Raw genomic sequence first — 12,181 nt, 5'->3', positions numbered from 1 at the left:
GAGCGGCGAGGGGCCGGCCGGCGGGGGGGCGCCCGGCCGGCCCCGGCGCCCCCCGGGCCCCCCCCCCCCGGGCCCCCCCCCTCACCCACCCCGGGCCCCCCCGCTGCAGTTTTCCGGGACATTTCCGGGTATCGACCCGATCGAGCGATGGCCGGAAGCCATCGCTCGGCGGTGCGAACGGCGCCGCTCGCCTCACCCGCGTCCCATCGCGCGCGTGAGCGCGATCTCGATGACCACCCGCGACGGGTTCGGCCGCGGCGTCCGCCCGTAGCGCTCCGCGTACCGCCGCTCCGCCTCGGCGACCCGCTCCCGCTCCGTACGGACCACCGCCCGCCCCTCCAGCGTCGCCCACCGCCGGCCGTCGACCTGGCACACCGCGACGGGGGCACCCCCGTCCCCCGCCGCCAGCACGTGCCGCACCTTCGCGCTGGACCCGTTCGCGACCACCCGGGCGAGGCGTGCCCCGGGGTCGTACGTCACCGCGACGGGTACCACGTGCGGGGTGCCGTCCGGACGGAGGGTGGTCAGTGTGCACAGGTGCTTCTCGCGCCAGAAGCTGAGATACGACGCGTCCGGATCGCCCGGATCTACCGAGTACGAGGTGGCCATGGACCGGAACTTAGTCCCCGCCGCACTCCCGTCCGCCACCTTGAGTGGAATAGACTCAAGTTTGTGTACGTTGACCGAGTCAGCCACGAAGGCCGCTGAAGGGTCACCGCAAGGAGGAGAACGGATACGTGGACGCCGAGCTGACCAACCGGAGCCGGGAAGCGCTCCAGGCCGCCGGAAACCGGGCCGTGACCGAGGGGCACCCCGACCTCACCCCCGCCCACCTGCTGCTTTCCCTGCTCGCCGGGCAGGAGAACGAGAACATCACGGACCTGCTCGCCGCGGTCGACGCGGACCAGGCCGCCGTACGCTCCGGGGCCGAGCGCGTCCTCGCCGGCCTGCCGAGCGTCACCGGCTCCACCGTCGCACCGCCCCAGCCCAACCGTGAACTGCTCGCCGTCATCGCGGACGCCCAGTCCCGCGCCCGTGACCTCGGCGACGAGTACCTCTCCACCGAACACCTCCTCATCGGCACCGCCGCCAAGGGCGGAGCCGCCGGCGAGGTCCTCACCCGGCAGGGCGCCACCGCGAAGAAGCTCCAGGACGCCTTCCAGAAGGCGCGCGGAGCACGCAGGGTGACCACCGCCGACCCCGAGGGCCAGTACAAGGCCCTGGAGAAGTTCGGCACCGACCTCACCGCCTCCGCCCGCGAGGGCAGGCTCGACCCCGTCATCGGACGCGACCAGGAGATCCGGCGCGTGGTGCAGGTCCTGTCCCGCCGCACCAAGAACAACCCGGTGCTGATCGGCGAGCCCGGCGTCGGCAAGACCGCCGTCGTCGAAGGCCTCGCCCAGCGCATCGTCAAGGGCGACGTCCCCGAGTCGCTGAAGAACAAGCGGCTCGTCGCCCTCGACCTCGGCGCCATGGTCGCCGGCGCCAAGTACCGCGGCGAGTTCGAGGAACGCCTGAAGACGGTCCTGGCCGAAATCAAGGAATCCGACGGCCAGGTCATCACCTTCATCGACGAACTCCACACCGTCGTCGGTGCCGGCGCGGGCGGCGACTCCGCGATGGACGCCGGCAACATGCTCAAGCCCATGCTCGCCCGCGGCGAACTCCGCATGGTCGGCGCCACCACCCTCGACGAGTACCGCGAACGCATCGAGAAGGACCCGGCCCTCGAACGCCGCTTCCAGCAGGTCCTGGTCGCCGAACCGACCGTCGAGGACTCCATCGCCATCCTCCGCGGGCTCAAGGGCCGCTACGAGGCCCACCACAAGGTCCAGATCGCCGACAGCGCCCTCGTCGCCGCCGCCACCCTCTCCGACCGCTACATCACCTCCCGCTTCCTCCCCGACAAGGCCATCGACCTCGTCGACGAGGCCGCCAGCCGCCTCCGCATGGAGATCGACTCCTCGCCCGTCGAGATCGACGAACTCCAGCGCGCCGTGGACCGGTTGAGGATGGAGGAGATGGCGATCGGCAAGGAGACCGACGCCGCCTCCCGGGAGCGCCTGGACAAGCTGCGCCGCGACCTCGCCGACAAGGAGGAGGAACTGCGCGGCCTCAACGCCCGCTGGGAGAAGGAGAAGCAGTCCCTCAACCGGGTCGGCGAACTGAAGGAGAAGCTCGACGAACTCCGCGGCCAGGCCGAACGCGCCCAGCGCGACGGCGACTTCGACACCGCCTCCAAACTCCTCTACGGCGAGATCCCCACGCTCGAACGCGACCTGGAGGCCGCCTCCGAGGCCGAGGAGGAGGCCGCGAAGGACACCATGGTCAAGGAGGAGGTCGGCGCCGACGACATCGCCGACGTCGTCGCCTCCTGGACCGGCATCCCCGCCGGCCGTCTGATGGAGGGCGAGACCCAGAAGCTGCTCCGCATGGAGGACGAACTCGGCAAGCGCCTCATCGGCCAGGCCGAGGCCGTACGCGCCGTCTCCGACGCCGTGCGCCGCAGCCGCGCCGGAATCGCCGACCCCGACCGCCCCACCGGCTCCTTCCTCTTCCTCGGCCCCACGGGCGTCGGCAAGACCGAGCTGGCGAAGGCCCTCGCCGACTTCCTCTTCGACGACGAGCGGGCCATGGTCCGCATCGACATGTCGGAGTACGGCGAGAAGCACTCCGTCGCCCGCCTCGTCGGCGCGCCCCCCGGCTACGTCGGCTACGAGGAGGGCGGCCAGCTCACCGAGGCCGTCCGCCGCCGCCCCTACAGCGTCGTCCTCCTCGACGAGGTCGAGAAGGCCCACCCCGAGGTCTTCGACATCCTGCTCCAGGTCCTCGACGACGGCCGCCTCACCGACGGCCAGGGCCGCACGGTGGACTTCCGCAACACCATCCTCGTCCTGACGTCCAACCTGGGCAGCCAGTACCTGGTCGACCCGGTGACCACCGAGACGGAGAAGAGGGAACAGGTCCTGGAGGTGGTCCGGACCTCCTTCAAGCCCGAGTTCCTCAACCGCCTCGACGACCTGGTCGTCTTCTCGGCCCTCACCAGGCCCGAACTGGCACGCATCGCGAAGCTCCAGCTGGAGTCCCTCTCCCGCCGCCTCGCCGAACGCCGCCTCACCCTGGACGTCACCCCCGAGGCGCTGGAGTGGCTCGCCGAGGAGGGCATGGACCCCGCCTACGGCGCCCGCCCCCTGCGCCGCCTCGTCCAGACCGCCATCGGCGACCGCCTCGCCAAGGAGATCCTGGCCGGCGAGGTCAAGGACGGCGACACGGTCCGCGTGGACCGCTTCGAGGACGGGCTGCTGGTGGGCCCGGCCACCGGCAAGTCACTCTGAGTGACGGTTTCGTTTTCGGGCCCGATGTCCCTCCGGGGCGTTGGGCCCGAGCCGTACCGGGTACCCCGGCATTGACCGGATCGAGTCAGCCCACGGCTGACAGGCCCGTCGGGGCTTGCCACCCCCCTCCCCGCATGGGGGAGGATGGCGGGATCCGTACGAAGGGAAATTCACGGTGACCATCGACCCGTCCTCGATTCCGAATTTCGGGGGCCAGCCCGAGCCGCAGCCGCAAGGACCGGCGGGCCCCGTCGTCCCGGATCAGGACCTCGTGAAGCAGCTCCTCGACCAGATGGAGCTCAAGTACGTCGTCGACGACGAGGGTGACCTCGCGGCGCCGTGGGAGCAGTTCCGCACCTACTTCATGTTCCGCGGTGAGGGCGACCAGCAGATCTTCTCCGTCCGGACGTTCTACGACCGGCCGCACCAGATCGACGAGAAGCCCCAGCTGCTCGAGTCCGTCGACGACTGGAACCGGCGCACGCTGTGGCCCAAGGTCTACACCCACACCCACGACGACGGCACGGTCCGTCTCATCGGTGAGGCCCAGATGCTGATCGGCATGGGCGTCAGCCTGGAGCACTTCGTCTCGTCGACGGTCAGCTGGGTGCGGGCCGCGATCGAGTTCGACAAGTGGCTCGTCGAGCAGCTCGGCCTGGAGCAGGAGATCAACGAGACGGACGACAAGCCCGAGGACGACGAGTAGTCCGTCCTCAGGCATGGCGTGACGAGAGCCTGGTCCGGACAGCCACTGTCCGGACCAGGCTCTTTTCTGCCTCACCTCCCTGCGGGGCGGGCCCTCAGCTTGTGTGCGAGCAGGCCGATCAGCGCGGCGTTGACCAGCCCCGACAGGACCACGCCGACGGAGAAGAGCAGCGGGCTCAGCCAGGTGAGCGAGGAGTACTCCGCGGGTGCCGTCACCAGCAGGGCGAGGAAGCTGAGCGGTGCCGCGGCCATGATGGGCCATATCCCCGCGAACCCCGGGTCCGACGACACGAACACGGCGTACAGGAAGGTCCCCAGCGCCGCCGCGACCACGGCGAGATAGCCACGCGCGAACCAGTTGTCCACGGCGGGCGCGAGCAGCGTCCGTGGGGCCTGTGGGGCCCGTGGGCGAGGACGTACGGAGGGTGCCCGGTCCGACTTCCTGGCGAGGGCGCCGAGCGCGGCGGCGTTCACGAGGGCACACAGGAGGGTCCACGCGAACCAGAGGCCGGTGGCCAGCACCTCGACCGGCCCGCCTCCCCCGGTACCGGGCCCGAAGGGGACGATCACGGCCAGGAAGGAGAGGGGCGCCGTGAGCACCATGGGGCTCATGGCGTAAGGGCTCTCCGGGAAGAGGAACATGACCAGGACGCCGAGGGCGAACAAGGCCAGATAGCCCCGGGCGAGCCAACTGTCCGTGGCGAGCACGGAAAGCCGCCGCAGACGGGAACGAGGAGAAGTCGGCATCGAAGGCCCTTCAAGCCGGTACGGATCGGTGATCACCACAGTGGCCCGGAAGGCCCGTCCAGGCATGAGTACGGCTACTCACCGGCAGGGCGGCAGCACCTAGTACGCCGAAAACGCCTGCGCGCCTGCGCGCCTTCGACGCACCGGCTGCCGGGCGCGTGTCCTTGAAGCCCTTGATCGGAGCGAATCTCCCGGCAGAACGGCGTACAAACGGCGTGTCGTCGGGAGATCCGCTCCAATCCGCATTCCGTGACGGTTCCCCGGCGAGCACGGTCGGGGTGTCCCGATCGGCGGAAACGGTGTCATGCGGGCGCGGCTGGAGCGGCTGGTGAAGGCTGCGACGGAGCACCGCATCAAGGTGCAGGTGCTGCCGTTCGAACAGGGCGGGCATGACGCGATGGGCGGGTCCCTGACGGTTCTGACGCTGCCGGACGGCTCAGAGATCGCCGACGGGACGTGGGCAAGGCGCTGCAGGACCTCGCCCAGAAATTTGCGGCACTCGTTGACAGCTCCATCCCTCGTACCCGAGAGGCGCGCGACGAATTCCGGCGTCGCGAACGGCAGTGGGAGCGGCAGCTTCGCCTCACGGACGAAGCCTTCACCGACCTTTTCAAGTGTCTTGACGGGGGCCGTAAGCGCTGACGTCAACCGAGCCGGGCGGCTGCCGCTTCCAGAACCTCCGGCTTCTTGCAGAAGGCGAAGCGGACCCGGGTACGCTCCGCAGCGGGCGGGGAGCGTGCGGCAGAAGGTGAGGGCGTCCTTTTCGCCAAGGGGGCGATGTCGGTGATGATGAAGTACGTGCACGCCGGGGGTGAAGACCTCGAAGTCGGCCTCCGGCAGGCCCGTGGAGAGGATGGCCCGGCCCGCTTACGGGGCATGTCCTGCCGGAAGGCGGAGAAGTACGTGTCGGGCAGCGCCAGCGCCTCGGCGACCGCGTACGGGAACGGGCCGGACGCGGCGTACGTCAGGAACTGCTTCGCCGAGCGCACCGCCGTGACCCGTCCACTCCTCGTTCACCTACTCATGCCGATCCAGGCACACAGGGCCACCAGAATCAGTTGTCGCCGGTCGGGACGTCGTGACGGCCGCAGAACCTGTCCGAACTGCTCCTACAGCCGTACCGCCGGGCTCGGTGATACCGCGCTGTCAGCCGTATTCTGACCACACACGGGAAGGAGCCGTCCATGAGCGTCGACGCGATCGTGCACACCGAGTTCCCCAAGGGATACACGGTCCTGTTCGGGGCCGACGGAAAGGTGATCCTGACCCCGCAGAGCGAAGAGCACTCCAGCACCATCAGGTCGATGCAGATCGACTCCGCTCTCGCCCTCGGCCGTCACGCGAAGGTCACCTCCGATGTCTACATCGACTTCCCCGCCGACGAGAACTCCGCCCCCGACCTCGCGATCCTGTGCGAGGACGCACGCAAGGAAGGCAAGCGCTACAGCTTCGAGGACGTCCTGCTGATCTCCGAGGTCGTCTCGACCTCCTCCGCGCGCAAGGACTATGACGACTGCACCGCGAAGTACGGCCGCTACGGCATCCCGATCTACCTGGTCGTGGACCCGTATGCGCAGGAAGTCGTCCTCCACACCCAGCCGACCGCCACGGGGTACAGCGCGGCACACACGCACAAGTACGGCACGGGCAAGCTCCCCATCCCCCTGGCCGACGGCCGCACCTTCACCCTCGACCTCGACGAGCTCCCGCGCCCGGAGCTCGAGGCAGACGCCCGCTGACGAAGGACTTCCGGTGCGGCGCCGCCGCGGTGTGGGTGCGTGGCGGCTCGGGGTAGCCGTGTACGTGTGGCTGGTACGTCGGTCGGCTGTCATGCGGTCGGCGACTTGAGCCGGGCGGCCGCCTCCTCCAGCACCTCTGTCCGCTTGCAGAAGGCGAACCGCACGAAGGGCACGCCCTGCTCGCGGTGGTCGTAGAAGACGGCGTTCGGGATCGCCACCACCCCGCAGCGTTCGGGCAGGGCGCGGCAGAAGGCGAAACCGTCGCTCTCACCGAGGGGCCGGATGTCGGTGGTGATGAAGTACGTGCCAGCCGGGCGGAAGACCTTGAAGCCCGCCCGCTTCAGGCCACCCGCGAGCAGGTCCCGCTTGGCCAGCATGTCCGCGCGGAAGTCCGCGAAGTATGAGTCGGGCAGTTGCAGGGCCTCCGCCACGGCGTACTGGAAGGGCCCGGAGGCGACGTACGTCAGGAACTGCTTGGCCGAGCGGACCGCCGTGACCAGTTCCGGGGACGCCGTGATCCAGCCGACCTTCCAGCCGGTGAAGGAGAAGGTCTTGCCCGCGCTGGAGATGGTCACCGTGCGGTCGCGCATGCCCGGGAAGGCGGCCAGGGGGATGTGTTCGGCGTCGTCGAAGACCAGGTGTTCGTAGACCTCGTCCGTGACGACGAGCAGGTCGCGTTCGACGGCCAGCTCGGCGATCGCCGTCAGTTCCTCGCGGGTGAGGACCGTGCCGGTCGGGTTGTGCGGGGTGTTGATCAGCAGCAGGCGGGTGCGGTCGGTGACGGCGTCGCGCAGTTCGTCGAGGTCGAGGCGGAAGCGGCCCTCGTGGGGGCGGAGGGTGACGGGGACGCGCCGGCCGCCGGCCATGGCGATGCAGGCCGCGTAGGAGTCGTAGTACGGCTCCAGGGCGATCACCTCGTCGCCGGGTTCCAGCAGCGCGAGCAGGGCGGCCGCGATGGCCTCCGTGGCGCCGGCGGTGACCAGGACCTCGGTGTCGGGGTCGTACGGGAGGCCGTAGCGGCGTTGCTGGTGCGCGGCGACGGCGGTGCGCAGTTCGGGGATGCCGGGGCCCGGCGGGTACTGGTTGCCGCGGCCGTCCCGCAGGGCCCGTACGGCGGCCTCCCTGACCTCCTCGGGGCCGTCGGTGTCGGGGAAGCCCTGGCCCAGGTTGATGGAGCCGGTCCGCAGGGCCAGGGCGGACATCTCGGCGAAGATCGTCGTCCCGAACTCGGCGAGCCGGCGGTTCAGGAGAGGGCGCGCGCTGGAGGTCATGGCGGCCATCCTGCGCCGAAGCTCTGGAGTTCCTCAACTCTGCTTTGGGCCGCGCGGGGGGAGGGCATCTCCCGGTCACACGCGTGAGCGAGGCGCCCACGGGGGGCCGCTTCGGGGGATCACGGGGGACTCGGAAGGAGGGGGCGTCATGGTCTTCGGCATCGTTCTGGCCGCGATCGTCCTGGTGTTCGTGGGGTCGAGCGTGGTGGGGAGGCGCAGGGCGGCCGGCAGGGCGGTGTTCCGTCCGGTGCGCCGCCCCGTCGGTTCGTCCGGTGGCCGTCGCGGCAGGAGCCGCAACAGCTGGTGGGCGGGCGACAGTGGCGGTGGCGGAGGCAACGGCGGGTCCTGCTCGTCGGGCTCCGTCGGGGGATCGTCCTGCGGTGGTGGCTCGTCCTGCGGAGGCGGGTCGTCCTGCGGGGGCGGCGGCGGATGCGGTGGAGGAGGCGGCTGACACGGGGCAGCCCGCCTCCGCATCGGGGGATGACGTATCCGCGACAGCGGGGTCCGCACCTGGGGCGGGCCCCGCTGTGCCGTTCCGGGGCGCGGTCCACCGGCGTACGCCGTCACCTCAAGGCGCACGCCGAGGTTGAACAGTTGAGCTGGGGAGCCCCCCAAGGGATGGAAAGGCCGCGAAGTTGGGTAAAAACGGTGTGGTGGCACCACAATTCATGATTGCCTATAAATCACCGACGCAGCCCTCGGACTCCCCGCGGACCCTTCTTCCGGCCGGGCGACCGGGCTGACGGGCCGAGTCCCCCGGCGCGACCGGGGTGCGCGACACCCCTATCTCCCCCTCCTTGTGTGCCAGCGGAGCCGATCCATGCTCACGACCCTGAACACCTCCTATTCCGACACGCGCGCGGCCGACCTCGCCTGGGCCCTGGGACGCGAGCCGCTTCCCGCGCTGGCCACCCTCGATCTCGAACTGGCCGGAAGAAAGGTCCAGTTGAGACTGCTCGGCGCGTCCCACCAGGTGCTCCTCGAGGAGGAGCGTGGTCTCTGCTCGGAGACGGTGGCGTGCATTCCGGGCAGCAGTACGCCGCTTCCGCTGGGCGTGGCCAAGCGGGTGGACGACTGGGAGTACGAGTTCGCCGCCCGGGTGGAGATGCTCCCCCCGGAGACCTTCGCGGGCCGTGCCCAGGAGCTGCTGGCCCTGGTCTCCGACCATCCGCAGGGTCTCGCCGGGGTCTTCCCCGGCAGTCCGCACGCGTTCACGGCGCTGCTCGCCCAGAGCCATGAGGGTCAGATGCACTGGCGGACCTGGCACGCCTACCCGCAGGACGGGCAGCTCGTGGCGACGCGGACGAGGGTGGGGGTGCGGGTGAGGTCGGCGGTGTGAGGCCGGCCGGGGCCAGGGGCGGGGATCCAGGGCTGGGGATCGAGGGTCGGGGAGCGAGGGCTGGGGATCGAGGAAGTCGTTGCTCGTACCAATATCGGGCAAGCGTAAACAAAGACCACACGTGTGGGTGACGCTGTGCGGTGGAGGTGTAACGTAACGTCGCTGGGGTGATCGAATCGCAGGCCCCCGCACCGCCCGGCTCCGCGCAGTCCTGGGACGGGCCGGGCGGCCCCGCCGGCGACGCGGGGAGCGCGCTGCGGCTGCCGGTGCGGCAGGGCACGGGGAGGTTCCTGGTCCTCGCGGGTGTGTTCGTCTGTGCGGCCTGCGGACTCGTGTACGAGCTGGAACTGGTCGCGCTGGCCACGTACTTGATGGGTGACTCGGTCGCCCAGACGTCCGTCGTGCTCTCCGTGATGGTCTTCGCGATGGGCATCGGCTCCCTCGCCGCGAAACGGCTGCGGCGGCACGCGGCGGCCGGGTTCGGCGCCGTCGAGGCGGCCCTCGCCCTCGTCGGCGGATGCAGCGCGATGGCGCTGTACGCCGTGTTCGCCTGGACGGGTGACTGGGGCGGCGTGTGGGCGAGCGGCCCGCGCGCGCTGCTGGTCGCCTTCTCCCTCGCCACCGGGCTGCTGATCGGGGCCGAGGTGCCGCTGCTGATGGAGCTGATCCAGCGGATCCGCCGGCAGGACGCGGGCGGCGCGGTGGCCGACCTGTCCGCCGCGGACTACGTCGGCGCGCTCGTCGGCGGGCTCGCCTTCCCCTTCCTCCTCCTGCCGCTGCTCGGCCAGTTGACCGGCGCGCTGATCACGGGGGCCGTCAACGCGGTCGTCGGCGGGGCACTGGTGCTCGGGCTGTTCCGGCAGGACCTCACGCGGCGCGCCCGCCGGCTGCTGGTCACCGTCAACGTGTGCGTGCTCGTCGTCCTCGCCACCGCCGCCGTCCTCGTCGACGACTTCGAACGGGCCGCCCGGCACGCCATGTACGGCTCCGACGTACGGGTGGCCCTGCAGACGGACGTCCAGGAGGTGCTGCTCACCGGCGGGCGGGACGGGCGGCCCCTGAACCTGTTCCTCGACGGGCGGCTGCGGGTCAGCGGCCGGGACGAACTCCGGTACCACGAGGCGCTGGTGCACCCCGCCATGCACGGACCGCACGCACGCGTGCTCGTCCTCGGCGGCGGTGACGGGCTGGCCGTCCGCGAGGTGCTGCGCCACACCGGTGTGCGCCGGGTCGACGTCGTCGAGATCGACGCGGGCGTGGTGCGGCTGGCCCGCCGCGATCCGGCGCTGTCCGCGCTGAACGCGCACGCCCTCGGCGATCCGCGCGTACGGGTGACCACCGCGGACGCCTTCGACTGGCTGCGCGGGGCGCCCCCGGCGGCCTACGACGTCGTCGTCTCGGACCTGCCGCATCCCGGGATCACCGCGAGCACCAAGCTGTACTCGCAGGAGTTCTACGGGCTGGCCCGGCGGGTGCTGGCGCCCGGCGGGCGGCTCGTGGTGCACGGGGGTGCGGTGGCGACCCGTCCCCGCGACTTCTGGACGGTGGACTCGACACTCCGCGCGGCGGGGCTGCGTACCGCCGTGTACCGGGTGAGCGGCCGGCGGGCCGGTTTCGCCGCCGGGCCCGACCGGGGGGCCACGGCCACCGCCCACGTCCACCGTGACTGGGGGTTCGTGCTGGCCGCCCGCGACCTGCCCGAGCCGCGGCTCGACCCCGTCGGGCCGCGTCCGCGCACGCTCACCGGCTCCTCCCTCGCGGCGGACGTCCGGGCGGCGGAACGCACCCGGGTCACCGGTCTGCCGCCGTCCACGCTGGTGCACCCCCGGTACTCCGGCTGAGCCCCCTACTACGTTCCGCGCCGACGCGCCGTGACTTCCCGCCGACGGGGGTGCGGTCCGGCGTCGCGTGGGTAGGCTCCGCACTCATGGAGCACGAGGTGTTCGTTCCGGTCGAGGCGGAGCGGCTCAGGGAGGTGCTGGACGATCCCGCGCGGGTCGCCCGGGCGGTGCCCGGGCTCCAGCACGACGCCGGGGCGGATCCCGTCGCCGGGCGGCTGAAGATCCGCGTCGGCAGCCACTCCGTCACCTATCGGGGTGCCGTACGGGTGTCCGCGCGGGACGACGGGTCCTACGCCGTCGAGGGCGAGGCGGCGGAGGCCCGGGGCAGCGGCTCGGTGAAGCTCGCGCTGCGGTTGCGGCTGCGGTCCGTGGAGGGCGGTACCGCTCTCACGGTCTCGGGTACGGCCACGGCCGACGGCCGGATCGTGGACTTTCCGGCGGACGCGGTGGCCTCCGCGGTGGCCCGCCTGCTGGACCGCTTCGCGGAGAACCTGGGGGCCGGTGCGGTGGAGCGGGGCCCCGGGCCGGAGTCGCCCGAGCTGTTGTCGACGGGGGACTTCGAGCCGCGGGCCACGACCGACTTCGACACCACGCCGGATGCGGATGACGCTCCGCTGCCGGCTCCGGATGCGGAGGACGTCCCGTCGTCGGCTCCGGATGCGGAGGACGCTCCGCCGCCCGCCCCGGATGCGGATGACGTGTCGCCGTCCGTCTTCGACGCGGAGGTTCCGTCGTCCTCCCTCGAGGCGGACGACGACTCCGTGGCCGAGGCGGCGCATGCCCGGCGGACGATGATCGGCCGTAGTGCGGAGGAGGTGGACCACGCTCCGCCGCGTGGGCGCTACGCGCCCGTTCCCGCGCCGCAGACGGTCGCCTCCGTCACGCCTCTGCGGTGGGCCGCACCGGCGGCGGCGCTGGCGGTCGCCTCGGTGGTCGTCGCGGTCAGGGCGCTCCGCAGGCGCCGCTGAGCTGCCGTTGCCTTTGCGGGTGCCCGGCGTTGGTGTGGGCCGGGGGGTGTGTTCGCAGCCCGGCGTTTGCGGGGTGCCGCCGCGCCCACCCGTGCCGCCCCAGCGGCACGACTGCCCGCAGTTGCGGCGTTCCCGCGCCCACCCGTGCCGCCCCAGCGGCACGACTGCCCGCAGTTGCGGCGTTCCCGCGCCCACCCGTGCCGTCCCAGCGGCACGACTGGGCGCCGAGGGGGCGG

At 71.5% G+C, this 12,181-nt stretch carries 9 protein-coding genes and 2 pseudogenes; 7 read left to right on the top strand and 4 right to left on the bottom strand.

What is annotated here, in order from left to right; genetic code table 11:
* Positions 1-192 precede the first annotated feature (192 nt).
* Positions 193-609 (bottom strand): pyridoxamine 5'-phosphate oxidase family protein, encoded by a 417-nt coding sequence (locus ACFV5H_RS37070; protein WP_385199104.1) that lies wholly within the window; start codon positions 607-609, stop codon positions 193-195.
* Between the two features lie 128 nt (positions 610-737).
* Here ACFV5H_RS37070 and clpB point away from each other — a divergent pair, with 128 nt between their 5' ends.
* Positions 738-3,335, top strand: coding sequence for an ATP-dependent chaperone ClpB (clpB, locus tag ACFV5H_RS37065; RefSeq protein WP_385199102.1), 2,598 nt, complete (start codon positions 738-740; stop codon positions 3,333-3,335).
* Positions 3,336-3,510: 175 nt separating this feature from the next.
* Positions 3,511-4,041, top strand: coding sequence for a YbjN domain-containing protein (locus ACFV5H_RS37060; RefSeq protein WP_030862980.1), 531 nt, complete (start codon positions 3,511-3,513; stop codon positions 4,039-4,041).
* Between the two features lie 71 nt (positions 4,042-4,112).
* Here ACFV5H_RS37060 and ACFV5H_RS37055 read toward each other — a convergent pair whose 3' ends face one another.
* Positions 4,113-4,787, bottom strand: a complete 675-nt coding sequence (locus tag ACFV5H_RS37055; protein ID WP_385199101.1) for an SCO4225 family membrane protein — start codon at positions 4,785-4,787, stop codon at positions 4,113-4,115.
* A gap of 283 nt (positions 4,788-5,070) precedes the next feature.
* Between ACFV5H_RS37055 and ACFV5H_RS37050 the strand changes: the two are divergent.
* Positions 5,071-5,235: pseudogene (locus ACFV5H_RS37050) on the top strand (Scr1 family TA system antitoxin-like transcriptional regulator); the annotation flags it as partial.
* Positions 5,236-5,431: 196 nt separating this feature from the next.
* On the opposite strand, the pseudogene ACFV5H_RS37045 reads toward ACFV5H_RS37050, so the two are convergent.
* Positions 5,432-5,785, bottom strand: a pseudogene (locus ACFV5H_RS37045) (aminotransferase); the annotation flags it as partial.
* Between the two features lie 186 nt (positions 5,786-5,971).
* Between ACFV5H_RS37045 and ACFV5H_RS37040 the strand changes: the two are divergent.
* Positions 5,972-6,526 carry a Uma2 family endonuclease gene (locus ACFV5H_RS37040; protein WP_385199100.1) on the top strand — a complete coding sequence of 185 codons (555 nt, stop codon included), beginning with the start codon at positions 5,972-5,974 and terminating at the stop codon, positions 6,524-6,526.
* 89 nt (positions 6,527-6,615) lie between these two features.
* Here the strand turns inward: ACFV5H_RS37040 and ACFV5H_RS37035 are convergent, their stop codons facing one another.
* On the bottom strand, positions 6,616-7,806 hold the full coding sequence (locus ACFV5H_RS37035) for a pyridoxal phosphate-dependent aminotransferase (protein WP_385058977.1): 1,191 nt from the start codon (positions 7,804-7,806) through the stop codon (positions 6,616-6,618).
* Positions 7,807-8,617: 811 nt separating this feature from the next.
* On the opposite strand from ACFV5H_RS37035, the gene ACFV5H_RS37030 reads away from it, so the two are divergent.
* From ACFV5H_RS37030 to ACFV5H_RS37020, 3 genes are all read left to right on the top strand, one after another.
* Entirely contained in the window at positions 8,618-9,136 is a 519-nt protein-coding gene (locus ACFV5H_RS37030; RefSeq protein WP_385058980.1) for a DUF2617 family protein, read from the top strand.
* A 167-nt stretch (positions 9,137-9,303) separates the two neighbouring features.
* The gene (locus ACFV5H_RS37025) at positions 9,304-10,977 is read left to right on the top strand and encodes a polyamine aminopropyltransferase (RefSeq protein WP_385058981.1); all 1,674 of its coding nucleotides are present in this window, start codon (positions 9,304-9,306) and stop codon (positions 10,975-10,977) included.
* An 86-nt stretch (positions 10,978-11,063) separates the two neighbouring features.
* Positions 11,064-11,945, top strand: a complete 882-nt coding sequence (locus ACFV5H_RS37020) for an SRPBCC domain-containing protein (RefSeq protein ID WP_385199098.1) — start codon at positions 11,064-11,066, stop codon at positions 11,943-11,945.
* The last annotated feature ends 236 nt before the right edge of the window (positions 11,946-12,181 follow it).

The sequence above is a fragment of the Streptomyces sp. NPDC059787 genome (assembly GCF_042732315.1).
GTDB lineage: Bacteria > Actinomycetota > Actinomycetes > Streptomycetales > Streptomycetaceae > Streptomyces > Streptomyces atrovirens.
The sequence above is the reverse complement of the archived record's forward strand: the minus strand, read 5'-3'. Positions and strand labels throughout refer to the sequence as shown.

Coding starts and splice junctions, on each gene's coding strand:
- ACFV5H_RS37070 (WP_385199104.1), bottom strand. CDS start 609: ATGGCCACCTCGTACTCGGTAGATCCGGGCGATCCGGACGCGTCGTAT.
- ACFV5H_RS37030 (WP_385058980.1), top strand. CDS start 8,618: ATGCTCACGACCCTGAACACCTCCTATTCCGACACGCGCGCGGCCGAC.
- ACFV5H_RS37055 (WP_385199101.1), bottom strand. CDS start 4,787: ATGCCGACTTCTCCTCGTTCCCGTCTGCGGCGGCTTTCCGTGCTCGCC.
- ACFV5H_RS37035 (WP_385058977.1), bottom strand. CDS start 7,806: ATGGCCGCCATGACCTCCAGCGCGCGCCCTCTCCTGAACCGCCGGCTC.
- ACFV5H_RS37020 (WP_385199098.1), top strand. CDS start 11,064: ATGGAGCACGAGGTGTTCGTTCCGGTCGAGGCGGAGCGGCTCAGGGAG.
- ACFV5H_RS37040 (WP_385199100.1), top strand. CDS start 5,972: ATGAGCGTCGACGCGATCGTGCACACCGAGTTCCCCAAGGGATACACG.